We start from the raw sequence: 23,846 nt of genomic DNA, 5'->3' as shown, positions 1-23,846 counted from the left end.
CGACCGCTTGCGCCGGGAATATCGTAAGCCGGAACTGCTTGCCGCGCTGGGCCAGACGCGCCATGCTGCTGACATGGCTGTCAATTACGCGCGCAACTATTCGCATCCCTGCCCGTGGGATCTCGACCTGCCGTCGCTCTCGATGCCCGACCTGCTGCAGCAGGCGGTGGCGCAAGCGGGCGAGGACCCGTTCATCGATTTTCTGGGGCGCCGCTACACCTATTCCGAAATCTTCGCGCAGGCGCGGCGTTTCGCGGCCGGGCTGCAAGCGCGTGGTATCGGCAAGGGCGAACGCATCGGCCTGTTCCTCCCCAACGTCCCGACCTATCCGGCCGCCTATTACGGCGCGATGATGGCCGGCGCCGTGGTGGTCAATTTCTCGCCGCTCTACACGGTCGAGGAACTGAGCCAGCAAGTCGCCGATTCGGGCACCCGCCTGCTGGTCACGGTCGATCTCGAAGCGCTGCTGCCGACGGCGCTCGAAGTGCTCGATGCGAGCGCGCTCGAAGGGCTGGTCGTCGGTCGGTTCGCAAGCCAGCTGTCGAAGCTCAAGGGGATCGCGCTCCGCCTGTTCAAGCGCGACATGCTCCATGCGGTGCCCGATCGCGGCGATGTGACCGATTGGGACGCCTTCGGCTCCGACCACCCCCTCGAACCGGTGGTGATCGATCCCGAGCAGGATCTCGCGCTGCTGCAATATACCGGCGGCACCACCGGCACGCCCAAGGGCGCGATGCTGACCCACCAGAACCTCACCGCGAATGCGCGCCAGATCAACGCGATCGATCCGCGCGCGCACGAACGCGACATGATCATGGGCGTGCTTCCCCTGTTCCATGTCTTCGCCAATGCCTGCGTACTCAACCGCACGGTGGTCAATCGCGGCTGTATCGCGATGCTTCCGCGCTTCGATGCCAAGGACACGCTGGCGACGATCCAACGGACCAAGGCGACCGCGATGCCGGGCGTGCCGACGATGTACCAGGCGCTGCTCGACCACAAGGATTTCGCCGCCACCGATTTCACCTCGCTGCGCGCCTGCATCGCGGGCGGCGCACCGCTGAGTGCGGCGCTCAAGACGAAGTTCGAGGCCGGCAGCGGCGCTCGGCTGCTCGAGGGTTACGGCCTCACCGAAAGCTCGGGCGTCGTCTCGACCAATTCCTACGAAGGCGAGGAGCGCGTCGGCACGATCGGCCAGCCGATCCCGCGCACCGAGGTGAGGCTGGTCGACAAGGAGGATGCCACCCGCCCCGCACCCGAGGGCGAACCGGGCGAACTGGTGGTGCGCGGCCCGCAGATCATGCGCGGCTACTGGAACCGTCCCGATGCGGCGAAGCGGGCCTTCACCGAGGATGGCTGGCTGCGCACGGGCGACGTCGCGGAAATCGACGGCGACGGCTTCATCAGGATCGTCGATCGGGCGAAGGACATGATCGCCGTGGGCGGGTTCAAGGTCTTCCCGAGCCAGGTCGAGGACGTGTTGCTCGCCCATGAGGGGGTGAAGGAAGCGCTCGTGATCGGGGTGCCCGACGATTACCTCGGTGAACGGGTCGAGGCCTATGTCGTGCTCGATCCCGACGAAGAGACGCTCGATGCCGAAGCGCTGCGCGATTGGGCCAACGAGCATCTCGGCAAGCACGAGCGCATCGCCGACCTCACGATCCGCGACGATCTGCCCAAGACGATGATTGGCAAGCTCGACCGCAAGGCGCTCAGGGCCGAAGTGCTCGGAACCGATTGATCTGGACGCGACTGGCGGCGCCGACTGCGCCTCGTGCCGGTCTTGCTGGGGCTTCTTACTGGGCGGCGACCTTGAGCTGCGGCTCGCCCGCCTGCGGCATGGTGCGTTCCGCCTCGGACGGCTTGGACGCGCCCTTCGGTGCGAAGCGGCCGTCGACCTGCGCGCCCTGTTCGATGGTCAGCGTCTCGTAGTGGACGTCGCCCTCGATCTGCGCGCTTTTCAGGATCACGAGCTCGCGCGCTTCGATCGAGCCTTCGAGCTTGCCGGCGAGGCGGGCGGTTTCGGCCTTCACCGCGCCGTGGATCGCGCCGGTCTCGCCCTGGACCAGGCTGGTGCAGACGACGTCGCCCTCGACCTTGCCGTCGAGGTGGAGATCGGCGTCGGCCTTGATATCGCCCTTGATCGCGACGTCGCTGCCGAGGACCGAGAAGGTCGAACTGCCGTTACGGGAATTGCCGGCCATGGAATTAGCTGGCGAGGGCCGCGTCGCGGCCTCGGATTTCTTTGAGAACATTGGGTGCCTTTTCGAGGATGGCGCGGGGATTGAGCGGCTTGCCGCCCTGTCGCACTTCGAAGTGGAGGTGCGGGCCCGTCGATCGTCCGGTGCTGCCCATCGCGCCGATATGCTGGCCGGCCACGACCTTCTGGCCGACCTTGACCTTGAAGCCCGAAAGGTGGGCGTAGCGGGTGGTGAGGCCGTTGTCGTGGCGCACTTCGATGAGGTTGCCGTAGCCGCCCTTGCGACCAACGAAGACCACGGTGCCGGCGGCGGCGGCACGGATCGCTGCGCCGGTATGGCCCTTGTAGTCGAGACCGGAATGGAACGCCGCGCGGCGGGTGAACGGATCGCGGCGATAGCCGTAGCTCGAGGACACCATGCCCGCGGCAGCCGGCTGGTATTGCGGCACGCCGGCCAGTCCGCGCTCGAGCGCGTCCATCCTGGCGAGGCTCAGGCCGAGACGGACGAAGCGCGGATCGATCTCGCCGTCGCTGTCGACCGGACCACCCATCGCCGAGTGATCGTTGACCGAGGCGAGCAGGTTCTTCGGGTTGAGCCCGAGCTGCTTGAGCGCGGCGCTGGCGCGCTGCGACCGCTGGTCGGCATAGCGGGTCAGGCGTTCGACATAAGCGAGCTGACGGGCTTCGAGCTCGGCGAGGCCGCGCGCTTCGGGAATCGAGAGGCCGATCTTTTCGACCGCCTTCTGGGTTTCCTCGCTGCTGTCGGTGACCGTGTCTTCGGAAGCTTCATCGGGCAGGATGCCGAGATGGGCTTCGGTCATGCGCTCGATGAATTCCTGCCGGGAGCCGAGATCGTCGGCCACCGCGTCGAGATCATCGCGATAGGCGGTGACGCGGCTTTCCGCGCTGGCGACCTTGGCTTCGCGGTCGAGCAATTCGGTGCGTTCGGATTGCGCCAGGTACTGCGTGACGCCCATCGCGCCGAGGCTGACCACCCAGAACGACGTCGCGCCCACGGCGATGGCCGCGAACGCGATCTGAACCCGCGAACTGATCTTGATGAAGCGCACCTGGCCTTGCGAGCGCATGAAGAATTCACGCTCCGGAAACCAGGAGCGCAGGCGAGCAAACAGCCCGCCGCTGTTGTTATCTGTCAAAACGAAACCCCGTACCCGTCCGTAATGTGTGGGGCACCCTATCGCGACAAATGATAAGGTCACCCGTGAATCCGGGATGGCAGGGGCGAGCCGTGGGTACGATACGATGAATCGTTCCATCGCTCGATAAATCGTGGGGAATCGCGGGAACATTCCCCGCCGGAGTGCATTTCAGGCGGTTTCGGCGAATCGTTCGGAGGCCTTCCCGGGCGATTCGCCCGCCGCGAAGCGCTTGCCAACGGGGCTCGGCCTGCGCCATTGACCCGTTCGATGACCGATACGGCCCTCCTCGGCGGGAGTTTCAATCCCGCGCATGGCGGACACCGCCGGATCACGCTGTTCGCACTCGAAGCGCTGGGGCTGGACGAGGCGTGGTGGCTGGTGTCTCCCGGCAACCCCTTGAAACCCAAGGACGGAATGGCGCCACTCGCCGCAAGGCTCGCCTCGGCCAGGATGCAGGCCCGCCGCGCGCCGATCGTGCCGACCGCGATCGAGCGCGAGCTCGGCACGCGCTACACGATCGACACGCTGCGCGCGCTGGTGCGGCGCTATCCCAAACGGCGGTTCGTGTGGTTGATGGGGAGCGACAACCTCGCCCAATTCCACCGCTGGCGCGACTGGCGGGGGATCGCGCGGACGATGCCGATTGCGGTGATCGCGCGTCCGGGGTACGATGACCGGGCAATGGCGAGCCCCGCCATGGCCTGGTTGCGGCGATACCGTGTCTCCGCAGCCGGATTTCGCAAACGGGCCGTGTGGAGTGCGCCCACCCTGGTGATGCTGCGTTTCGATCCCGATCCGCGATCCGCGACCGCGATCCGCCGCCAGTCGCCCGATTGGGCCGCGCGCCATGCCGACCTCCCCGTTCGCGACCCCCTGACGCACCGCTTGATCCCGCCAGAACGGGAACCGGGACGCTGAAGCGCGCCGGCCCCCCCTTGGCGCGGCGGGCGGCACACCCTAAATTGCAGGAGCTATGATCTCACCGATGAATACGGCCCAATCCGCGCGCGACAATGCCGCGTCCCCGCATACCTTGCCCGAGGCCGAAGAGGGATCGCTGCACGAACTCGTGCTGCAATCGCTCGACGACGACCAGGCGCAAGACATCGTCTCGATCGATCTCGAGGGAAAAAGCGGGATCGCCGATTTCATGGTCATCGCCTCGGGGCGATCGACGCGGCAGGTCGCGGCAATCGCGATGAAACTGGGCGAGCGGATCAAGCAGGGCGGCTACCCCGCGCCCAAGATGGAAGGCTTGTCGCAGGGCGACTGGGTGCTCATCGATGCGGGCGACGTGGTCGTCCACATCTTCCGCCCCGAAGTGCGGAGCTTCTACAATCTCGAACGCATGTGGACGCTCGGCGAGGCCTGAGCGGACCGGACCGTGCTCCTTCACATCGTCGCGCGCGGCAAGATCGGCCGCAGCCCCGAGGCCGAGCTGGTCGAGCGCTATCTCAAGCGCATCCGCTGGGATACGAAGGTGACCGAACTGCCCGACACCGGTGGAACCATCCCACCGGCGCAGGCTCCCTCGCGAACCGTCGCGCTCGACGAGCGGGGGAAGGATCTCCCGTCGGAGAAATTCGCCGCCACCCTCGAACGCTGGCGCGATAACGGAGTGCGCGAAGTGCAGTTCCTGATCGGCGCCGCCGACGGGCATGACGGCGCCGTGCGCACGGAAGCCGACCTCCTGCTCGCTTATGGTTCGGCGACCTGGCCGCACATGATCGCCCGCGCGATGCTGGCCGAACAATTGTACCGTGCGACGGCGATCCTTGCCGGGCATCCCTATCATCGCGCATAGGTACGCCCCATGCGTGTCGCGCTGCCCCTGATCGTCCTTGTCGCGCTCGGCGCCGCGGCAATAGCGTCGGTGCCAAATCCCGCCTTCGTGCAGGAAGCCGACGGCACCGCCACGCAGCAAGCGGTCGAGCGGGCGCGCGAGCAGGCGCGCGAGGCCAAGGCGCGTGGCGACCGGCTCGAACGCGAGGCCGAGAAGACCGGAGACGAAGCCGAAAAAAATGCCCGCGAGGCTGCCGCGCTCGCTGCCCGCGTGCAGCAGGCCGAGGCCGAGCGCGTGCTGGCCGAGGCGCAACTGCGCGCCGTCGGCCGCGAACGCAGTCGGCTCGAGGCCGATCTGGCCGCGCGCCAACGCCCGCTTATGGGACTCACCGCGACCTTGCAGCGACTGTCGCGCAACCCTCCGGCCTTCACGCTGTTGCGACCGGGTACGGTCGACGAAACGCTGCGGGCACGGGCGCTGATGTCCTCTATGCTGCCGGTGATCGAGCGGCGCACGGCCGTGCTGCGTGAAGAGGTTTCGGCGATCCGCCAGGTCGAGCGGAGCGAAGCCGCGGCGATCGAACGCCTGCGCACGACCGAAACCCGCCTTGCCGAGCGGCGCAACGCCCTGCTCGAGACCGAAACCCGGCAGCGCCTCGCCTCGCGTCGTCTCGGGAGCGAGGCCGCGCGCGAAGAGGAGCGGGCGCTGGCGCTCGCCGAGCGCGCCCGCGACCTGACCGGGTTGCTCGACGAGATCGACGAGGCCGCCTCGCTGCGCGCGCGCCTCGCCGCCTTGCCGGGCCCGAAGATGCGTCCTGCTCGACCGGGCGAGGCGAGGGTCGAGGATCCGACCGTCACCGCGTTGCAGACCTCGGCCTCGCCCGATCCCTATATCCTGCCCGCGAACGGTCGCCTTGCCGAAGGATTCGGCGGTTCGTCGCGCGGCTTGACGCTCGCGGTCGAAAGCGGGGCGCTGGTCGCCGCACCCGGCGCGGGCCGGGTCGCCTTCGCCGGGCCCTATTCGGGCTATGGCAGGATCGTGATCGTCGAACACGCCAATGGCTGGACCTCGCTGGTCACCGGGATCGGCCGGCTCGACGTGCGGGTGGGCGAGGAACTCGTCGCCGGCAGTCCGCTCGGGGTCGCCGATCCGCGCCTGGGGCGGGTGATCCTCGAACTGCGCCGTCGCGGTGAGCCGGTCAACCCGCTCCCGCTGTTGCGCTAGACGGAGTGGATCGCACGTTTGCAGCGCGCAAGCTGGCGTTAAGGCCGGGTCTGCGATAAATCCGCGCGTATGAGGAGTTTTCGGTTGAAGAAAAAATTCGCTTCGCTCGCCCGTGCCAGCGCCCTCGTCGGTGCCGTGGCGCTGCTTCCCGCGACCACGGCCGGCCTCGCGCAGGTCGATGCGCGGACCTCGTCGGACTTCGCCCGCCTGTTCGAAATCTACGAGATGGTGAAATCGAACTATGTCGAGGGCGTCGATGACGAGCAGCTGATCCGCGGCGCGATCGACGGAATGCTCGCCAGCCTCGACCCGCATTCGGGCTATCTCGACGGGACCGCCATCGAACGGCTCAACACATTGGTCGACGGCGAATACCAGGGCCTCGGCCTCTCGGTCGTGTCAGAGGACGGCGCGGTCAAGGTGATCTCCCCGTTCAAGGGCAGTCCGGCGGACGAGATGGGCATCAAGGCCGGCGACTACATCACCCACCTCGACGGCAAGTCGATCATCGGCTGGGAGCTCGACGAGGCGGTCGCGAAGATGCGCGGGCCCGAGGGCACCGATATCCAGCTCACCATCTTCCGCGCCGGGCGCGAGGACACGTTCGACGTGACCGTCACCCGCGGGCGCATCCAGCTCGAACCGGTGACCTACGAGATCGAGGGCACGGTCGGGGTGATCTCGATCAACGAATTCTCGCGCGATGTCGGGATCGATGTCGCCGAGGCGATCGATTCGATGCGGCGCGACGTGCCGGGCGGCAAGCTGACCGGCCTGGTGCTGGACATGCGCAACAATCCGGGCGGGTCGCTGCGCGAAGCGGTGATCCTGTCCGACCTGTTCCTGACCGAGGGCACGATCGTGTCGCAGAAGGGGCGGCGCGAGGAGGACAACCGGACCTTCCCCGCCGAACTCGTCTTCCGTGGCGAGATCACGCCCGGCCTGCCGATGATCGTGCTGATCAACGCCGGTTCGGCTTCGGCGAGCGAGATCGTCGCGGGCGCGCTGCAGGACCAGCGCCGCGCGCTGGTGATGGGCGAACGCAGCTTCGGCAAGGGCAGCGTCCAGTCGCTGTTCTATCTCGACGACGATCGCACGCGCGGCCTCAAGCTGACGACCGCGCGCTACTACACCCCGGCGGGCAAGTCGGTGCAGGAAGGCGGGATCAATCCCGACATCCGCGTGCCGCAGCTGTCCGATCCCGATGCCGCCCGCCGCGCGCGCCTCGCCTTCCGCGAAAGCGACTTGCGTGGGCACCTGATCAACGAAATCGATCTCGACGAACGCGAGCTCGAGAACGACCGCAAGGCCGATCCGCGTTTCGAGGTCACGGCGGAAGAGCTCGAGGCGCAGGGAATCGAGGACTTCCAGCTCGACTACGCGATCAAGACGCTCAATCGCACGTCGAACCCCGTCGGCCTCGCGCGGCGCAAGTAAGGCGATGCGCGGACGCAAGACCATCGGCGACACCACCGGCACCGCGCGGCGGACCGCGCGCTGGATTGCGCTCGGCGTGCCGTCCTTCCTGCTCGGTGGGGCATTGATTTCGCAATATGTGTTCGGGCTCTTCCCGTGCGAGATGTGCTGGTGGCAGCGCTATCCGCACATCGCGGCGATCGCGATCTCGTTCTTCGGCTTCGCGCTCCGGCCGGCGCGTTGGCCGGTTGCGCTCGCCGCCTTCGCGGTGCTCGTTTCCGGGCTGATCGGCGGCTTCCATGCCGGGGTCGAATATGGCTGGTGGGACGGCATCACTGGTTGCTCGTCGGCGGTCGACCTGTCGGGTGGCGATCCCCTCGCGGCGATCATGAATGCCGATCTCGTGCGCTGCGACGTGGCACCATGGTCGCTGTTCGGGATTTCGCTGGCGGGCTGGAATTTCCTTTTTTCGAGCGCGGGTGCGCTGATCGTATTCGCATTGCTCGCCAAGTCCCGGAGGCCGCGATGACGACCCAGACCGCACCAAGCCGCCTCGCCGAGATGATCCGGGTCGACCAGGCCGGTGAGTTCGGCGCGACCCGGATCTATCGCGGCCAGCTGGCGGTGATGGGCAATCGCTCGCACCTCTCGACCGAGATCGAGGGGATGGCGCGGCAGGAAGAGGGGCATCGCGCCCGCTTCGACGCGCTGATGGCCGAACGCGGCGTGCGCCCTACCGCGCTGCAGCCCTTCTGGTCGGTCGCCGGCTATGCGCTCGGCGCGGGCACGGCGCTGCTGGGCCCCGAGGCGGCGATGGCCTGCACCGCCGCGATCGAGACCGAGATCGACAAGCATTATTCCGACCAGCTCGACGAGCTGGGCGACAGCGACCCCGAACTTTCGGCGATGGTCGAGGAATTCCGCGAGGACGAACGCGAGCATCGCGACGCCGCGCTCGAAGCGGGGGCGGAACAGGCCCCGGCCTATGCACTGCTGTCGGGTGCGATCCGGCTCGGCTGCCGCCTCGCCATCCGTATTTCGGAGAAAATCTGATTGTGCCGGAACCGCGTGGGCCGCTCCCGCGCTGTTTCGATGAGGACAAGGAAAAGCCCATGAACAAGCTCGCTCTGACCCTGATCGCCCCCGGCATCTTCGCTGCCACCGCCTTCGCGACGCCAGCCATGGCGCAGGATGCGGACACCAAGATCAACCAGGTCTTCATCACCGAGGACGAGGAATGCCCGGCCTCGACCGAGACCACGATCACCGTCTGCGGACGGCTCGAGGACCCCTATCGCATCCCCAAGGAATTGCGGCAGAGCGGCAGCCGCGACGCCGAGCCGTTCGAGGATCGCGTGCGGACGTACGAAATGATGACCGATAGCGGCATCCAGAGCTGCTCGCCGACCGGGGCGGGTGGCTTCACCGGCTGCACGCAGGAGATGATCCGCAAGGCCTATGGCGAGAAAGCGATGGCCGATTCGGTCCGCTTCGCCCAGCTGATCGAGGAAGCGCGGCAAGAACGCCTCGCGGAAATCGACGAGGACGCGGCCGAGACGCAGGCCCGCGTCGAGGAGCTCGAAGCGGCCTATATGCGCAAGCTCGAAGCCGAGCGTGCGGCCGAAGATCCTGACTCCGCGCCGCTGCCGGCTCCGCCCGCGACGACGCAGCCGGACGAGAATGCGGACGAAGACACTGCCGACGAACCGCAGGGTTAATGACAGTTTAGGCTTCGGCGGCTAGAGCGTCTCCCGCAAGGCAAGGGGGGCGCATGGCCAAGAAGATTCTCGTCGTGTTCGGGACCCGTCCCGAGGCGATAAAGCTGTTTCCCGTCATCCGAGCTTTGCACGAAACCGACGGGGTCGAACCCGTCGTCTGCGTTTCGGCCCAGCATCGCGGCCTGCTCGACCAGGTGCTCGATATCGCGGGCATCGTGCCCGACCACGATCTCGACCTCATGACCCCCGGGCAGTCGCTCGACGCGCTGACCGCTTCGCTACTGGTCGAACTCGGCAAGGTGATGGACATCGAGCGGCCCGACCGGGTTATGGTGCAGGGGGATACGGCCACCGTCATGTGCGCTGCGCTGGCGGCCTATTACCGCAGGATCCCTGTCGATCACGTCGAGGCGGGACTGCGCAGCGGCGACATCTACCAGCCGTGGCCCGAAGAGGTGAACCGCAAGGTGGTAGGCAGTTTCGCCGCGCTGCATTTTGCCCCCACCGAAACGGCCGCGAGCGCGCTCAAGGCCGAGAATGTCGACCCGGCGACGATCCACGTAACCGGCAACACCGTGATCGACGCGCTGCACTGGGTCACCGAGCGGATCGCGCGCGAGCCCGAACTGGCCGCGGGCCTGGCCGACTTTGAGGAGCGCTTCGCCGACAAGCGCATCATCGGGGTGACCAGCCACCGGCGCGAGAATTTCGGCGGCGGGCTCGAGGCGATCGCCGAGGCGATCCGCCGGATCGCCGCGCGTGATGACGTGGCGCTGATCTTCCCGGTCCATCCCAACCCGAACGTGCGCGCGGTGATGGACGAGGCGCTCGGCGGGCTCGACAACGTCGCAATGATCGAGCCGCTCGACTACCCGCATTTCGCCCACCTGCTGTCGCTCGCCGACATCATGCTCACCGATAGCGGCGGGGTGCAGGAAGAGGCGCCCGCGCTCGGCAAGCCGGTGCTGGTGATGCGCGAGACCACCGAGCGGCCCGAAGGCGTCGCGGCCGGCACCGCCAGGCTCGTCGGCACCGATGCAGACCGGATCGTGGCCGAGGTCGAACGCCTGCTCGACGATCCATCCGCCTACGAAGCGATGGCGCGCGCGCACAATCCCTTCGGCGACGGCAAGTCGGCCGAACGGATCGCGCGGCTGGTCGCCGACGCCGGTTGACCCGTTATTCCGTTACGCATGAATTAACCGTATCGTGCTAGGGGCGGTGCGAGATTTGCGAGGGGCCGAACAGCGACATGAACAGCGGACGCGACCACACGGCATGCGTGATCGGCCTCGGCTATATTGGGCTGCCGACCGCCGCGATCATCGCGCGCGCGGGCATCCCGACCTATGGCGTGGATGTCAGTGAGCAGGTCGTCGAAACGATCAATCGCGGTGAAATCCATATCGAGGAGGTCGATCTCGACGGGCTGGTGCGCGGGGTCGTCCAGCGCGGGTTGCTGACCGCCGGAACCGAGATCAGGCCCGCCGATACCTTCGTGCTCGCAGTGCCGACGCCGTTCGAGAAGGACGGCAACCACACCCCCGACCTGACCTTCGTGATGGACGCCGCCGCGCGGCTCGCCCCGGTGCTCGAACCCGGCAACACGGTGATCCTCGAATCGACCTCGCCGGTCGGCACGACCGAGGCGATGCGCGACCGGATCGCCGAATTGCGTCCCGACCTCAAGCTGCCGGGGCTGGGCACCAATGGAAGAGAAGGGGGCACGCCCGATATCGCGATCGCCTATTGCCCCGAGCGCGTGCTGCCCGGCCGGATCCTGGTCGAGCTGATCGACAACGATCGCTCGATCGGCGGGATCACCCCGCGTTGCGCGCGCAAGGCCCTGGCCTTCTACAAGAGCTTCGTGCGCGGCGAATGCGTGGTCACCGATGCGCGCTCGGCCGAGATGACCAAGCTGGTCGAAAACGCCTTTCGCGACGTCAACATCGCCTTCGCCAACGAGCTGTCGATGATCGCCGATACGATGGATCTCGACGTGTGGGAGGTGATCCGCCTCGCCAACCGCCATCCGCGGGTCAACATCCTCCAGCCCGGTCCGGGCGTCGGCGGACACTGCATTGCGGTCGACCCCTGGTTCATCGTCCACGGCGCACCCGAGCAAAGCGACCTGATCCGTACCGCGCGCGAACGCAACGATGCCAAGATGCACCACGTGCTCGACCGCGCGACTGCGCTGTGCGCCGACCACCCTAACACCCCGGTCGCCGTCTACGGTCTCGCCTTCAAGGCCAATATCGACGATTTCCGCGAGAGCCCGGCCCGCTTCATCGCCGCCAGGCTCGCGCGGCGTTTCGGCAACCGCATCTCGATCGTCGAACCGCACGCGACCGAGCTGCCGCGCGAGTTCGACGGGACAGGCGCGCGGCTCGCCGATATCGACCATGCGATCGAAAGCGCGGGAATTCATATCGTGCTGGTAGATCACGACGTTTTCCGGGCGATCCCCGCCGCAGAGCGCGGCGATGCACTGGTCTACGATACGCGCGGAATCTGGCGCGACTGAGCGTTCGCCGATGGACCCGCGGAGGCTGGCGGGTTAAGGCCGCCGCGGTCGCACGAGGATCCCATGATGTATCGAAACCTTCTCCCGTTCACGCTCGCCGCAGTCATGTCGCTGGCCGGTTGCTCGGCCGAAAGCGAGGCCGATTCGACCCGGGACAAGGACGGGAAGATCGTACCCGAAGAGACGGCGCGGCTGCTGTCACTGGGCGGACATCTGATCGGCGATGAGGCAACCGCCTTCGAGCTGGCGCAGGGCTGCGCAACCTCGCTCAGGGTCACTGCGGGCGCGATGCAGGCGCTTGCCGGACAGGCCGGATCGTCGGAAATGGCGATGATCGACCGCGCCGCCGAAATTTACGAGAACCGGGCCATCGCCAGTTCGGAAGGCCCGTCGGAGCGCGAAATCCGTGCCACGATCGCGCGCGATGCAGAGCGGCTCAAGGACGAGCGGAGCGAGCAGGCGCAGCTGGCGATCGTCTGCCTGCGCTCGCTGGGTTAGCCTCAGCGGCGCGAGAGCGTCGGCGACCCGATCGTCAGGACCGGCTTGCGCGGTTCGAATCCGATCCCGGCCGAAATCGTCAGCAATTGCGTCGTACATCCGGCGGGGATGGTGAAATCGGCGGTAAAGGGTATCCCGTCGCGGATCTCGATCGATTTATCGAGCACGACATCGCTCGCACAACGCAGCTGGAATGTCACCGTCGCCCCCGGCGCCATGTCGGTTGCCCGGATCGGCGCAGAGATACGGTATTCGCCGGCCGGCAGTGCGGCGAGACGGCGCGCGATCGATCCGGAAAAGCCGGGCTCGACCTCGCTGGTCAGTTCGAACCCGCCATCGGGGGCGGCGAGGAACATCGATTCGATCGAGGCGATCGTGAACACCTGCCATGTCGCCGGCGTATATTTCGCGTCGGTCGAGTCGGCCGTCATGGCGATCGATCCGAGTATTTCGCGCGCTTCGGGGCGGATCGAGCGGAAATAATCCGCCGCAGTCGCGAATTCGCCTTCGTTGACGAGCCGGCTCAGCAATTGCGCATGGAGCGTGTCGAGGAACTTGCCCTCGGGGATGCCGCCGGCCTCGTCGAGCAGGCGCACGACGTTGCGCGGTTCGGGACTATTGTTGATCGAGTGGCGGATGAATTCGCCGAGCCAGGGTGCGCGATCGCGGAAATAGGGGACGAGCTCGGTCCGGATCTCCGGCGACTTGATAGCCGAGGAAAGCACCGGCAGCAGCAATCCGCGACTCGATTCCCTGATCCGCATTGCGGTGTCGTAATGGCGCAGCGCCGCGCGGATATCGCGCCGTTCCACCGCGGCTTCGATCAGGAAGAGCTGGGTGGCAAGATCGCGCCGCGATAGCCGGTCGGACATCGCGACCTGCGATTCGAACCGCTCGATCCCCTCGCTCGTCGCGGCCGAGCTGGCGAACAGCCGGAAAGCGGCGGCGTTGAGCGGGAGCACGGCGATCGAGGCGCGCGCGGCTTCGAGCATGTCGTCGTTGTCGAGCGATGATCCCGGATTGGCCAGCGCGGCTTCGGCCCGCCCGATCAGCGCCTCGGGATTGGTGCCGTCGAGCTTGAGCGCGAGCGCGGGATCGCGCGATTCGAGCGCGAACGAGGCCGAGAAACTGGCGGCGGCGCCCGCCGCGACGAGCGTGACGAGCCCACCCAGCATGCGCCGGGCCATGCGACCGACCGGACGGGCCATGTCAGGCCGCTTCGTCTTCGGTACGACCGTATTTGAGACCGTAGCCGTAACCGTAACCGTAACCGTAACCGGCCGCCGCTTCGTCGTCGAACTTGGTCAGCACGCCGCCAAGCAGGGTGGCGCGGCTGTCGCGCAGGCGATCGAGCGACATATTCACTCCGCGCACCGGCACGCCGCGCGATTCGATCACGTAGACGACCCCGCCAACAGATTTCGACAGCAGCGGCGCGTCGGCGATGCCGAGCAGCGGCGGGGCATCGACCACGACGTGGTCGTATTGCGCGAGCAGGGTTTCGATCAGCGTCGTCGTGCGATCGCCGCTGAGCAATTCGGCCGCACTCGGCGGGGTCGGACCGGCCGTCATCACCGAGAGGTTCGGCGTCCCGGTGGTGTGGACCAGACCTTCCAGCGCGCCCTCTCCGGCGAGGAAATTCGAGAAGCCCTTGGCGTTCTCGCGACCGAGGATCTGGTGCACCGACGGCGAGCGCATGTCGGCATCGACGAGCACGACGCTCTTGCCGGTCCGCGCGAGGATCGTGGCGAGGGCATAGGAGGTCGAGCTCTTGCCCTCGGCCGCGCGGCTCGAGGTGACGAGCAGCGAGCGCGGCACGCCGTGACTCGATGACAGGGCAAGGTTCGAACGGACCGTGAGATAGGCTTCGGACACTTCGGATTTCGGATCGTTGATGAGATCGACGATCTCCTCGTCGTCGTCGGCGATCGGGATGGCCCCGAGCAGCGGAAGCCCGGTCGATGCGGTGACGTCGTCGGGATTGCGGATCCCGTCGTCGAACTGTTCGATCAGGAAGACGATGATGCCGGCTGCCGCGATCCCGCCGAACAGCGCGACGAGCAGGTTGAGAAGCAGGTTCGGCGAGGAGGGTCCGACCGGGACCTGCGCGAGGTCGACGATCGAGATGTTGCTCGCACCGACCGAAGCGACGCCGATCTCGCGATAGCGCTGCAGCGTTCCTTCGTAGAGCTCGCGGTTGGTGTCGACCTCGTTCTGGTAGATATTGTACTGGATCCGAGCGCGTTCCTGGTTGCGCAGCTGGTCGGTGAGGTTGTCGACCCGGGCCTGAAGCGCCTGTTCACGGCGCAGCGCGGCCTGGAAATCGCCTTGCGAGCCTCCGCGCAGGCGGGCTTCCTCGCGCGCGATCGAATTGTCGAGCGCCTCGATCTGTTCGGCCAGCGCGCGCGCCGCCGGATAACCCGGTTCGAACCGGACCATCAGCTCGGCATATTGCGCCTGCAGTTCGGAACGGCGGTTCCGCAGGTTGCCGACGGCGGGGTTGGCCGCCACGTCGGAGCCGTTGGGCGAGCTGGCCCGGGCCTCGAGCGCGACGCGCTGGGCGGTGGCTTCGACCAGCGCGGAATTGAGCTGTTCGAGCGTCGCGGCGGTCAGCGTCGGGGTCGAAACCGTGCGGCCGTCCTCTTCCTGGCGGTTGAGGATGACGATGTCGTTCTGGTTGGCGTAGGTGACGAGCTTGCGCTCGGAGTCCTGCACGTCCTCGCGCAGCTCGCCGAGCCGGCGCTCGAGATATTCCTGCGCATCGCTGGTCATCGAAAAGCGGCGGTCGATGCTCTCGGCGATGAACTGTTCGGCCCAGGCGTTGGCGACCTCGGCCGACAGCGTCGGATTGGCGCTGGTGTAGACGATGTCGACCAGCGAGGAACGCGCGATCGGGGAGATCTGGACGTGGTCGAGCAGGAGGTCGACCGCCGCCTCGCGCAATTCGCCCAGCTGTTCGCGCGACGGTGCCTGACCGTTCGTCTCGCGCAGCGGCAGTTCGCTCAGATCGACGCCGTGCGCTTCGAAGAATTCGGGCCGGGTGGCGAGGCGCAATTCGCGTTCGACCCGCTCGGCGACCGCGCGTGCGCGCAGCAATTCGTATTGCGTCTCGTAGAATTCCTGGTCGAAGGTCCGATCGCTGTCGGCCACGCTTTCGACATCGGTGATGCGCTGGTCCTGGCGGGAAATCTCGATTCGCGAGGAGGCGGTGTATTGCGGCGTCGCGAGCAGCGTTGCCGCGACGCCCGCGAGCAGCGCCGCCACCAGCACCGCGAGGATGACCCATTTGCGGCGCAGGACGATGGCGACATAGTCGCGGATCAGCGACCCGTCGCGATCGTGCTTGCGCACGACGGCTTCGTCATAGGCGCGATCGTCGTCGAAGATCGAACCGGTTTCAGCGGGGGGCGTGGCGACGCTCGACATTGGTTTCCGATACCCTCGCTTACAACGTATTCTGCAACAGGATGGTCAATGGCGTGACGACGAGGGTCGCCGCGCCGACGATATCGTCGAACAGGCGCCGCGACGGGCTGTCGCCGACCACGACGATGTCGTTCGGATAGATCGCCGGGTCGTCATACGCACCGCGGCTGATCGCTTCGAGATTGTAGAGCGTCGCCATGCGCTGGCCGTCGACGGTGCGGAACACCACCACGTCGCGCGAATTGGCGTATTCGCTCAGCCCGCGAGCCTTGGCGACGGTGGTGAGCAGCGAAGTCTTGCCGAGGACCGGATAGACGCCGGGGGCCGTGACCGCACCGTAGACGGTGACTTCGCGCTCGGTCGTCTGGGTGACCAGCGTCGTGACCTGCGGGTCCCTGACGAATTGTCCGCGCAGGCGCTGGGCGATGCGGGCGGAAACTTCTGCAGGCTGGAGGCCGGCGACTTCGACCGTACCGATGAGCGGGAAACTGATCTGACCGTTGGAATCGACCGTGACTTCGCGCCCACTCAGCTCGGGGACGCCGAACACGTCGACCTTGAGGCGATCGTTGATCCGGATCGGGCCGACTTCGGGAACGCGGTTGAGGTCCGACGCCGATGGGGCAGGCAGATCGCCCTCTACCACGGCGATATTTGGCGCGCCACCGACCGGGCCGGGCGCATTGCTGCACGCGGCGAGCAGCGAGGCTCCCATCGCGATGGCCAAGGCAACGTTGAATTTCATTTCGACCCCGATCGTCTCACATTCCCGAAACCTTGCGGCGGCTTTCTGCCGGCATGTCCGCAGCGGCCGAACCGGGCGCTCCCATCCAAACAGCCCCGAGCGCGGCCAGGGCGGCCAGCGAGGGGACGCGGAGTGGGTAATCGACCACGCTCCAAAGGCCAAGGATAAAAAGCACCGCAACCCCGGTCCAGGCGAGCTGGTGCGCCCCGCGTTTCAGGGGCAGGCGGACCCAGATTGCGCGCGTGCGCCGGACCAGCACGAAGATCGACAGCCCGAGCAGGACAACCGCGACGAATCCGAATTCGAGGACCCATTCGAGCCAGTCGTTATGGACGTGATTCCAGTAGGCGAAGCCGAGCATTTCGCGCGGCTCGTGCACCTGGAAGACCTCGACGAACGAGCCGACGCCCGATCCGAATGGCAGGTACTGGCCGAGGAAACCCGCGACCGATTGCCACACCACCAGGCGATATTCTTCGGCCACGTCCCCCGTCGCGACGCGATCCACCGCCTCGGCCTGCGAAAAGGCGATGGCGAGAAACCCGGCAAGCGCGACAATGCCGATCGCGCCGGCGACATAGACCGGCTTGAGCGAGCGGGCGCCGCGCCGGGCGGGCGGCTTTTCGTGCGCCCGGATGAAACCGGCGCTCGCCAGCGCCGCGACCACGAGGAAGACGAGGCCGCCGCGCGAACCGGTCGCCAGCGTCAGGAGGACGAACGCCACCGCCGTCGCCCCCGCCACCGAGTGGACGAGCGCTCGCGAGGGACCCTTGGCGCGTAACGCCAGCAGCGCCAGCGGCGGGATTGCCGCACACAGCAGCGCAGCCTGGTGGTTGCGGTTGGCGAACAGTCCGACCGGGTAACCTTCATTGGTGATGCGGTAGGGGTACAGCGCCTCGTTGCCGCCGCTGGCCGCCTGCGCCACGGCCAGCATCGCGCTGAGACAGGCCAGCCCGATCACGAGATAGAGGATTCGCAGGTGCTGCTCCTTGTCGAGCTGGATCGCGAGCAGCACCACCGCGGCAGGGACGGACATCGCGTAGAACGCGTTCCAGCCGCGGTGGGGCGACAGGGTCAGCGGTCGCCACGCATCGTCGAGCCCGACCAGCGCCCCCGCCTCGACCGCAAGTTCGCGGCCCGGCAGGGCGGACCAGATGGCGTGGGGCAGCGGAACGAGGTGGAGCCCGATCACCGCCACGATCGCGGCCATCATCAGGACGACGAAACGGTGTTCGGCGATCTGCTCGCGGGTGACGGAGGCAATCCCCACCGCGAGGCACACGATCGCCACCGGACGCAGTACGACCAACGACAGGATGTCGCCGCGCGATCCGCCGCCGAGCAGGAAGGCGCAAACCAGCAGGACGCATAGCGCCACGAACGGAAGGCTGAGGGCGTACCGCGCGGGGCGCGATTTTCTAGAAGATCGCATCGCCTTACTTCATCAGGCCCTTGCGGCGCATTTCCGCAAGGCTTTCCTCGTAGGAGCTCGCTTGCGGTCCCGAAGCCTTGGCCCAGGCCGCGAGGCGCGCGATCCCGCGTTCGAAATCGTAGGCCGGGGTGAAACCGAGCAGACGCTCGATCTTCGCCATGTCGGCATAATTGTGGCGAATGTCGCCGAGGCGGAAATTGCCGCTCACCTCGATCGGGACATCGGCCTCGAGCAGGCGCGACAGCGTCTGCGCCACCGTCATCACGGTAACCGGATCGCCGGTGCCGACATTGAACACTTCGTTCGCGGCGGCGGGATGCTCGATTCCGAGCACGGTCGCCTCGACGACGTCGTCGACGAACACGAAGTCTCGGCTTTCCTCGCCGTCCTCGAAGATGTTGATCGGCTTGCCCTGCATCATCAGGTTCGAGAAGATCGACAGGATGCCGGTATAGGGGTTGGACAGCGACTGCCCGGGACCGAACACGTTCTGGTAGCGGAAGGCGACGCCTTCGACCCCGATCGAGGGGCACACGGTCATCACCAGCTGTTCCTGCACCTGCTTGGTGATGCCGTAGACCGAGCTTGGGTGGATCTTGGATTCCTCGTCGGTCGAGACCAGCTCGAGCGGGCCGTCGATTCCCGGATGCTTCACCTCGAAATCGCCCGCCTTCATGTCGGCTTCGGCGCGGTGTTCGGGATAGACAAAGGTGCCGTCGGACGCGCGGTAGCGGCCTTCGCCGTAGATCGAACGCGAGGAGGCGACGACCACGCGCTTCACCGCATGCTCATCATTGGCGAGGATATCGAGCAGCAGCGCGGTGCCGCCGATATTGACCGCATTGTAGCGCTCGATCTCGTACATCGACTGGCCGGTGCCGGTCTCGGCGGCGAGGTGGACGACCGCGTCCTGTCCGGTCAGCGCGCGTTGCAGCAAGTCGCGGTCGGTTACCGAGCCGCGAACGAAATTGGTCTTGGCCGCGACAGCGCGGTAGCCTTCGGATTCTTCGGGGCGGTCGCCGTGGACCTGCGGCAGCAGGTTGTCGAGCACGGTGACTTCGTGTCCGCACTCGACCAATCGAAGCGCGAGCCGCGAGCCGATGAAGCCCGCCCCGCCGGTGATCAGCACCTTCATGCGGGCGCCCCTTCGATCAGCGAGACGCTCTGCTTGATGTTGCCGGGCGAGGACGCGCCGAACACCACCGACTGGACGTTCAGCCGGTTGATGTACTCATAGGCTTCCGGTGCCGGCACCGCGCCCGAGGCTAGCGTCGACATCGCCATGATCGGATATTTCTCGCCGTCGTTCTCGGCCAGCACCGCCTCGTATTCCTCGACGCCGGGCGACTGGAGGTAACCGATCTTGTTGATCGAGGCGCAGATCACGACGTCCTCGATCCCCCATTCGATCAGCTTCCGGCGCAAGAAAGGCAGGTTCTGTGTGATCAGGCCCGGATAGGCGCCGTATTTCTTCCGGATGTGCTCGCAATAGGCGACGAACGGCTCGGCTACGTCGTAGCCCAGCATCAGGTCGACGATGATGTTCTGCAGGAAGACCACGCGGACGTCGAGATCGTGGTAGATCTCCATCTCCTGGTCGACGAGCATCTTCATCAGCTTGACCGCGTCGAGCGTGGCGACCGCCATGCCGCCCTTGAGCATCTTGCCGAACGCCGACTTGGCCCCTTGCGCGAAGAGAATTTCCTGCACCGCGCCGACCATGCCCTTGTCGTTGACCATGCTGGCATATTTATGGGGGTAGGGGATCGACGGGTACCAGCGCAGGTGACCGTATTTCCCGGGCTCGGCGCGGAACCGGTCGCAGATGCCCTTCGCGCGGTCGTTGCTGTTGAGCATGATGCCCTCGATCCCGGCCTCGATCGCGTGGTCGTAGACCGCCATCACGTTGTCGAGTTTGGCGAAGCGCTCGGCGCGTTCCTGCGCCTTGTCCTGGCTCATGTGGTTTATGCCGAAGAACTGGTTGTCGCCGAAGACGATCCGGTCGATGGTCATGCCGCGTCTCCCGCTGCGCGCGCCGCATCGTCGGCGAACAATTGCTCCATCACACGCAGATCGGCGGTCGCATCGGCGAAGGTGCAGCGCACGGGCTTGCCCTCCCTGATCGAGGCGACGAAATCGAACAGCTGCGCGGTGTATTCGATCCCGCGGACGTAGAACGGCACGCTCGAGAACACGTCGGTGATGTAGAGCTGGTTCCAGCCCTGCTTGAAGCCGTGCGCTTCGTTCGCTTCGGCGAGGAAGATCTTCATCCCGTGCTGGTCGACCTGGATCTTGCCCTTCTTGCCGAAGACCTCGAACTTGTTGGTCGGCTTGCGGAAGCTGGCGTCGGACCAGTTGACGAAGATCGAGCCGGTCAGCCCGTGGTCGTAGAACAGGTTCGAGGCGACGATATCCTCGACCTGCTTCGAATAGACTTTCGACAGCGTGGTGCCGCCGACGCTGTCCGGCGCGCCGAAGAAATAGGCGATCAGGTCGATCGCGTGGCTCGCCATCTCGTAGACCGCGCCGCCGCCATTGGCATGCGTCGCGCGCCAGCCGGCCTCGCCCACGTCGCGCACGATCGTGCCGCTGAACATCTCGCTGCGGAAGCGCAGCGGTTCGCCGATCAGGCCCTCGTCGACGAACGCCCTCGCCTTGGTGAACATGTCGTTCCAGCGATTGACGTAACCGACCTGGTTGACGAGGCCCGCCGCGTCGAACCCGGCGGCGAAACGTTCGCCGTCGGCGGATTTGAGCATGAACGGCTTCTCGACGAAGGCATGCAGCCGCCGTTCGAGCACCGCGTCGAGGATCTCGGGGTTGTGGGCGGGCGGGGTGCAGACGAGCACCGCATCGAGCTCCTCACCCTTCAGCAGGCCCTTGTAATCCTTGTAGGTGCCGACGCCGGTATACTTGCCCATCATGGTGGTGACGAGTTTCGACGGATCGGCGACGCCGGTCACCTCGGCGTGGTCGTGCGCATTGGCGATCGAGAAATGGGTGATCCCCATGCGCCCGGCACCGATAATGCCGAGCTTCAGATCAGTGGTCATGAAACGTTTCCGGTCGTCTGTTCGAGCGCCGGTCAGCCCCGGCGGGGAATGGCGCGCCTTCTAGTCGCTCGAATGGTCAAGTCAAACCGTTGAAGGGCAAGTCGCCCGCGGTTCGTTGCACCTCGCCGCAGGCTCATTCGAGCGCGCGAATATCGCCCGCCCCGATCGCCTCTTCCAGCCAGGCATAGGTCTGCGCGATACCTTCGCGCAGCCCGTATGACGGTCGCCAGCCAAGGGCGTGCAGGCGGCTGCTGTCCATCAGCTTCTTCGGCGTGCCGTCGGGCTTCGAGCGGTCGTGGACGATTGCGCCCTCGAAGCCGACCACCTCGTTCACAAGCTTCACCAGCTCAAGGATCGAGATGTCTTCACCGAAGCCGACATTGATGTGACCATCGTCCGAGTAGTCGCGCATCAGGAACACGCAGGCGTCGGCGAGGTCGTCGACATGGAGGAATTCGCGCAGCGCCGAGCCGGTGCCCCAGATTTCCATCGTCTCGTCCCCGGCCAGCTTTGCCTCGTGCGCCTTGCGGATCAGCGCGGGCAGGACGTGGCTCGATTGCAGCGAGAAATTGTCGCCCGGGCCGTAGAGATTGGTCGGCATGGCGGAGATGAAATCGCGCCCGTGCTGCGCGCGATAGGCCTGCGCCAGCTTGAGCCCCGCGATCTTGGCGATGGCATAGCCTTCGTGGATCGGGTCGAGCGGGGCGGTCAGCAGCGCGTCTTCGGAGATCGGCTGGTCGGCATGCTTGGGGTAGATGCAGGACGAGCCGAGGAAGAGCAGCTTTTCCACGTCAGCGCGGTGCGCCGCCTCCATCACGTTGGCCTCGATCAGGAGGTTGTCGTGGAGGAAATCGACCGGGGCCTGTCCATGCGCGCCGATGCCGCCGACCTTTGCCGCCGCGAGGAACACCGCATCGGGTCGCTCGGCGGCGAACCAGTCGCGCACCGCAGCCTGGTCGGTCAGGTCGAGCGTTTCGCGACCGGCGGTCAGGATTACGCAGTCTTCGCGCGCGAGTCGCCGAACGATGGCCGATCCGACGAGCCCGCGATGCCCGGCGACGAAAATTCGCTTGCCGGTCAGGTCGTAAGGCTCACCCAGCGCCATGCGCGGCTCAGCCCCGATTGGGGTTCGGGTCCGGGTGTTTTTTGATCCCGACCCGTGCCAGCATCAGGTGCCAGAAGAACTTGGCGATCTGCGGATAGCGCTTGAGCAGCTCGGGCCGGTCGATCGTGCGGATCAGCCAGGCCATGTAGATCTTCCACCAGAACCAGTGGATCTCCTTGCGGTTGCCCGCATACCAGTCGAACACCCCGCCGACTGCGGCGACGATGCTCGCATCGAGCCGGTCGCGGTGGAGATAGCCCCATTTTTCCTGCTTGGGCGCGGTCATGCCGAGGAACACGACGTCGGGCTTGAACGCGTTGACCGCCGCGATCATCGCGTCGTTGTCTTCGTCGGTGAATTCGGGCTTGAAGGGCGGCGAATAACTGCCGACTTCGATATCGGGATAGTCACGGTGGGTGCGTTCTTCCATCTTCTTCAGCGTCGCGGGCGAAGCGCCGAGGAAGAACACGCGGCCCTTCTTCGCCTGCAGCCGCTCCATGAAGTGATAGAAGATGTCCGGCCCCTGATTGGGCTTCATCGTCTTGCCGTCGAGCACCACGCTGGCGAGGCCGAAATAGACCCCGTCGAGGCATAGGTAATCGGCCTGCTGCATCGCGTCGCGATAGGTCTCGTCGCGGGTGGCGTTGCCGTAGCTGATCGGGCTGATCGTCTGGATCGTCGAGCACGGGCGGCGCAGCGGGATCAGCGCCAGGTCTTCGTTGTAGACCGCATAGCCCATCGCCTCGACGCACTGGTCGGGGCTCGCGCGGTCGGGTTTCGCGCCCGATGTGGTCGCGGGCTCGACATCAGCCATGGCGATAGGAATCGCTGTTGAAGATCGGATCGTCGTGGCGCGCAAAGAACAGGTCGATCTGCCACAGCGCCCCGTCGGTCGGACGGTTGAGGATGTCGACCAGGTGGCTGACGCGGAACCCGCGCTCTTCCATGAAGGCGATCATCTCGTGGAACAGCAGCGTGTCGGGCGAGTGGCGGAAATTGTAGGCTTCCATCACGATGTACTTGGTCTGCGCGAGCGTCTTTTCCGCGCTTTCGAGGATCGGTTTCTCGAAACCGTGCGTGTCGAACTTCATGAAGAACGGGCCCTCGAGCCCTTTCATTTCCACCACGGCATCGACCGAATGCACCGGCACGGTACGCATTTCGCCTTCGCTGCCGTGGATCGTGCTGCCGTCGAGATCGGGGGTGACCGCCAGCTCGACCGTGCCGCCATCGTCCTTGCCGGCGACCGCCTGGACGTAATCGAAGCGCGGGTTCGAGGCCTTGAGCCGATCGAGATAGGGCCGCCGCTCGTCGAGCGGGTCGACGCCGACGATCCGCGCGTTCGGGAAGAGCTTCAGCGCCATCCGGCTCCAGTCGCCTTTCGCCGCGCCGAGGTCGATCACCGAATTGATGCCGTGGTCCCAGCCCGCGACCTGCCGCAGCACCGACTCCATGTCGACGCCCTTGCGATACAATTGCACACCGGTCGGCGCGATCAGGCTGTTGGCCAGCCCGAGCAGTTTCTTCTTCGCACTCATCGCTCGATCCTAGCCCAGCCT

The 23,846-nt window shown here is 66.2% G+C and carries 24 protein-coding genes; 12 read left to right on the top strand and 12 right to left on the bottom strand.

Translation table 11 applies throughout. The features are described from left to right. Positions 1-73 precede the first annotated feature (73 nt). Entirely contained in the window at positions 74-1,741 is a 1,668-nt protein-coding gene (locus T8S45_RS11615) for a long-chain-fatty-acid--CoA ligase (protein WP_322293851.1), read from the top strand. A gap of 55 nt (positions 1,742-1,796) precedes the next feature. Here the strand turns inward: T8S45_RS11615 and T8S45_RS11610 are convergent, their stop codons facing one another. Beyond that, positions 1,797-2,204: a bactofilin family protein gene (locus T8S45_RS11610; RefSeq protein WP_188642883.1), complete on the bottom strand. Its 408-nt coding sequence runs from the start codon at positions 2,202-2,204 to the stop codon at positions 1,797-1,799. A gap of 4 nt (positions 2,205-2,208) precedes the next feature. Beyond that, a complete protein-coding gene (locus tag T8S45_RS11605; RefSeq protein ID WP_322293850.1) occupies positions 2,209-3,357 on the bottom strand; it encodes a M23 family metallopeptidase in 1,149 nt (382 codons plus the stop codon). 258 nt (positions 3,358-3,615) lie between these two features. On the opposite strand from T8S45_RS11605, the gene T8S45_RS11600 reads away from it, so the two are divergent. The 11 genes from T8S45_RS11600 (at position 3,616) to T8S45_RS11550 (ending at position 12,526) form a co-directional block, all read left to right on the top strand. Further along, a complete protein-coding gene (locus T8S45_RS11600; RefSeq protein WP_322293849.1) occupies positions 3,616-4,278 on the top strand; it encodes a nicotinate-nucleotide adenylyltransferase in 663 nt (220 codons plus the stop codon). A 67-nt stretch (positions 4,279-4,345) separates the two neighbouring features. After that, positions 4,346-4,732, top strand: a complete 387-nt coding sequence (gene rsfS / locus T8S45_RS11595; protein ID WP_188642881.1) for a ribosome silencing factor — start codon at positions 4,346-4,348, stop codon at positions 4,730-4,732. A gap of 12 nt (positions 4,733-4,744) precedes the next feature. After that, on the top strand, positions 4,745-5,164 hold the full coding sequence (locus T8S45_RS11590; protein ID WP_188642880.1) for a 23S rRNA (pseudouridine(1915)-N(3))-methyltransferase RlmH: 420 nt from the start codon (positions 4,745-4,747) through the stop codon (positions 5,162-5,164). 9 nt (positions 5,165-5,173) lie between these two features. Continuing rightward, complete coding sequence (locus tag T8S45_RS11585) at positions 5,174-6,367, top strand: murein hydrolase activator EnvC family protein (protein ID WP_322293848.1); 1,194 nt, start codon at positions 5,174-5,176, stop codon at positions 6,365-6,367. A gap of 84 nt (positions 6,368-6,451) precedes the next feature. Beyond that, positions 6,452-7,804, top strand: coding sequence for a S41 family peptidase (locus tag T8S45_RS11580; protein WP_229658187.1), 1,353 nt, complete (start codon positions 6,452-6,454; stop codon positions 7,802-7,804). 4 nt (positions 7,805-7,808) lie between these two features. Beyond that, positions 7,809-8,312, top strand: a complete 504-nt coding sequence (locus tag T8S45_RS11575) for a disulfide bond formation protein B (protein WP_322293847.1) — start codon at positions 7,809-7,811, stop codon at positions 8,310-8,312. Next, on the top strand, positions 8,309-8,836 hold the full coding sequence (locus tag T8S45_RS11570) for a demethoxyubiquinone hydroxylase family protein (protein WP_188642876.1): 528 nt from the start codon (positions 8,309-8,311) through the stop codon (positions 8,834-8,836). The genes T8S45_RS11575 and T8S45_RS11570 overlap by 4 nt, the downstream gene beginning before the upstream one ends. A gap of 59 nt (positions 8,837-8,895) precedes the next feature. Beyond that, the gene (locus tag T8S45_RS11565) at positions 8,896-9,501 is read left to right on the top strand and encodes a hypothetical protein (protein WP_322293846.1); all 606 of its coding nucleotides are present in this window, start codon (positions 8,896-8,898) and stop codon (positions 9,499-9,501) included. A gap of 53 nt (positions 9,502-9,554) precedes the next feature. Beyond that, entirely contained in the window at positions 9,555-10,676 is a 1,122-nt protein-coding gene (wecB, locus tag T8S45_RS11560) for a non-hydrolyzing UDP-N-acetylglucosamine 2-epimerase (RefSeq protein WP_322293845.1), read from the top strand. Positions 10,677-10,753: 77 nt separating this feature from the next. After that, positions 10,754-12,028, top strand: coding sequence for a UDP-N-acetyl-D-mannosamine dehydrogenase (gene wecC / locus T8S45_RS11555; RefSeq protein ID WP_188642873.1), 1,275 nt, complete (start codon positions 10,754-10,756; stop codon positions 12,026-12,028). Positions 12,029-12,091: 63 nt separating this feature from the next. After that, on the top strand, positions 12,092-12,526 hold the full coding sequence (locus T8S45_RS11550) for a hypothetical protein (protein ID WP_322293844.1): 435 nt from the start codon (positions 12,092-12,094) through the stop codon (positions 12,524-12,526). Positions 12,527-12,528: 2 nt separating this feature from the next. On the opposite strand, the gene T8S45_RS11545 is transcribed toward T8S45_RS11550, so the two are convergent. From T8S45_RS11545 to T8S45_RS11500, 10 genes are all read right to left on the bottom strand, one after another. Beyond that, positions 12,529-13,734, bottom strand: a complete 1,206-nt coding sequence (locus tag T8S45_RS11545; RefSeq protein ID WP_322293843.1) for a hypothetical protein — start codon at positions 13,732-13,734, stop codon at positions 12,529-12,531. 1 nt (position 13,735) lies between these two features. Continuing rightward, positions 13,736-15,952: a GumC family protein gene (locus T8S45_RS11540; RefSeq protein WP_188642870.1), complete on the bottom strand. Its 2,217-nt coding sequence runs from the start codon at positions 15,950-15,952 to the stop codon at positions 13,736-13,738. Between the two features lie 19 nt (positions 15,953-15,971). After that, the gene (locus tag T8S45_RS11535; protein ID WP_322293842.1) at positions 15,972-16,697 is read right to left on the bottom strand and encodes a polysaccharide biosynthesis/export family protein; all 726 of its coding nucleotides are present in this window, start codon (positions 16,695-16,697) and stop codon (positions 15,972-15,974) included. A 16-nt stretch (positions 16,698-16,713) separates the two neighbouring features. Then, on the bottom strand, positions 16,714-18,075 hold the full coding sequence (locus T8S45_RS11530) for an O-antigen ligase family protein (RefSeq protein WP_322293841.1): 1,362 nt from the start codon (positions 18,073-18,075) through the stop codon (positions 16,714-16,716). 58 nt (positions 18,076-18,133) lie between these two features. Next, positions 18,134-19,264 carry an NAD-dependent epimerase/dehydratase family protein gene (locus T8S45_RS11525; RefSeq protein ID WP_322293840.1) on the bottom strand — a complete coding sequence of 377 codons (1,131 nt, stop codon included), beginning with the start codon at positions 19,262-19,264 and terminating at the stop codon, positions 18,134-18,136. After that, a complete protein-coding gene (locus tag T8S45_RS11520; RefSeq protein ID WP_322293839.1) occupies positions 19,261-20,142 on the bottom strand; it encodes a hypothetical protein in 882 nt (293 codons plus the stop codon). The genes T8S45_RS11525 and T8S45_RS11520 overlap by 4 nt, the downstream gene beginning before the upstream one ends. Beyond that, on the bottom strand, positions 20,139-21,182 hold the full coding sequence (locus tag T8S45_RS11515) for a Gfo/Idh/MocA family protein (protein ID WP_322293838.1): 1,044 nt from the start codon (positions 21,180-21,182) through the stop codon (positions 20,139-20,141). Before T8S45_RS11515 ends, T8S45_RS11520 begins: the two co-directional genes overlap by 4 nt. 133 nt (positions 21,183-21,315) lie before the next feature. After that, positions 21,316-22,287, bottom strand: a complete 972-nt coding sequence (locus T8S45_RS11510) for a GDP-L-fucose synthase family protein (RefSeq protein WP_322293837.1) — start codon at positions 22,285-22,287, stop codon at positions 21,316-21,318. A gap of 7 nt (positions 22,288-22,294) precedes the next feature. After that, positions 22,295-23,101: a WecB/TagA/CpsF family glycosyltransferase gene (locus T8S45_RS11505; protein WP_188642863.1), complete on the bottom strand. Its 807-nt coding sequence runs from the start codon at positions 23,099-23,101 to the stop codon at positions 22,295-22,297. Beyond that, on the bottom strand, positions 23,094-23,825 hold the full coding sequence (locus T8S45_RS11500) for an FkbM family methyltransferase (RefSeq protein WP_188642862.1): 732 nt from the start codon (positions 23,823-23,825) through the stop codon (positions 23,094-23,096). Before T8S45_RS11500 ends, T8S45_RS11505 begins: the two co-directional genes overlap by 8 nt. Positions 23,826-23,846: the final 21 nt, after the last annotated feature.

Source organism: Pseudoblastomonas marina (assembly GCF_034374265.1).
In the GTDB taxonomy this organism is placed as follows: Bacteria; Pseudomonadota; Alphaproteobacteria; order Sphingomonadales; family Sphingomonadaceae; genus Alteriqipengyuania_A; species Alteriqipengyuania_A marina.
Note: the sequence above shows the minus strand (reverse complement) of the source record. Positions and strands in the feature narration are given on the sequence as shown.

Excerpts from the sequence above, each read along its gene's own strand:
- T8S45_RS11615 (WP_322293851.1), top strand. The coding sequence starts at position 74 with ATGGCTGTCAATTACGCGCGCAACTATTCGCATCCCTGCCCGTGGGAT.
- T8S45_RS11610 (WP_188642883.1), bottom strand. The coding sequence starts at position 2,204 with ATGGCCGGCAATTCCCGTAACGGCAGTTCGACCTTCTCGGTCCTCGGC.
- rsfS (WP_188642881.1), top strand. The coding sequence starts at position 4,346 with ATGAATACGGCCCAATCCGCGCGCGACAATGCCGCGTCCCCGCATACC.
- T8S45_RS11585 (WP_322293848.1), top strand. The coding sequence starts at position 5,174 with ATGCGTGTCGCGCTGCCCCTGATCGTCCTTGTCGCGCTCGGCGCCGCG.
- T8S45_RS11575 (WP_322293847.1), top strand. The coding sequence starts at position 7,809 with ATGCGCGGACGCAAGACCATCGGCGACACCACCGGCACCGCGCGGCGG.
- T8S45_RS11570 (WP_188642876.1), top strand. The coding sequence starts at position 8,309 with ATGACGACCCAGACCGCACCAAGCCGCCTCGCCGAGATGATCCGGGTC.
- T8S45_RS11565 (WP_322293846.1), top strand. The coding sequence starts at position 8,896 with ATGAACAAGCTCGCTCTGACCCTGATCGCCCCCGGCATCTTCGCTGCC.
- wecB (WP_322293845.1), top strand. The coding sequence starts at position 9,555 with ATGGCCAAGAAGATTCTCGTCGTGTTCGGGACCCGTCCCGAGGCGATA.
- wecC (WP_188642873.1), top strand. The coding sequence starts at position 10,754 with ATGAACAGCGGACGCGACCACACGGCATGCGTGATCGGCCTCGGCTAT.
- T8S45_RS11550 (WP_322293844.1), top strand. The coding sequence starts at position 12,092 with ATGATGTATCGAAACCTTCTCCCGTTCACGCTCGCCGCAGTCATGTCG.
- T8S45_RS11545 (WP_322293843.1), bottom strand. The coding sequence starts at position 13,734 with ATGGCCCGTCCGGTCGGTCGCATGGCCCGGCGCATGCTGGGTGGGCTC.
- T8S45_RS11540 (WP_188642870.1), bottom strand. The coding sequence starts at position 15,952 with ATGTCGAGCGTCGCCACGCCCCCCGCTGAAACCGGTTCGATCTTCGAC.
- T8S45_RS11535 (WP_322293842.1), bottom strand. The coding sequence starts at position 16,697 with ATGAAATTCAACGTTGCCTTGGCCATCGCGATGGGAGCCTCGCTGCTC.
- T8S45_RS11525 (WP_322293840.1), bottom strand. The coding sequence starts at position 19,264 with ATGAAGGTGCTGATCACCGGCGGGGCGGGCTTCATCGGCTCGCGGCTC.
- T8S45_RS11520 (WP_322293839.1), bottom strand. The coding sequence starts at position 20,142 with ATGACCATCGACCGGATCGTCTTCGGCGACAACCAGTTCTTCGGCATA.
- T8S45_RS11515 (WP_322293838.1), bottom strand. The coding sequence starts at position 21,182 with ATGACCACTGATCTGAAGCTCGGCATTATCGGTGCCGGGCGCATGGGG.
- T8S45_RS11510 (WP_322293837.1), bottom strand. The coding sequence starts at position 22,287 with ATGGCGCTGGGTGAGCCTTACGACCTGACCGGCAAGCGAATTTTCGTC.
- T8S45_RS11505 (WP_188642863.1), bottom strand. The coding sequence starts at position 23,101 with ATGGCTGATGTCGAGCCCGCGACCACATCGGGCGCGAAACCCGACCGC.
- T8S45_RS11500 (WP_188642862.1), bottom strand. The coding sequence starts at position 23,825 with ATGAGTGCGAAGAAGAAACTGCTCGGGCTGGCCAACAGCCTGATCGCG.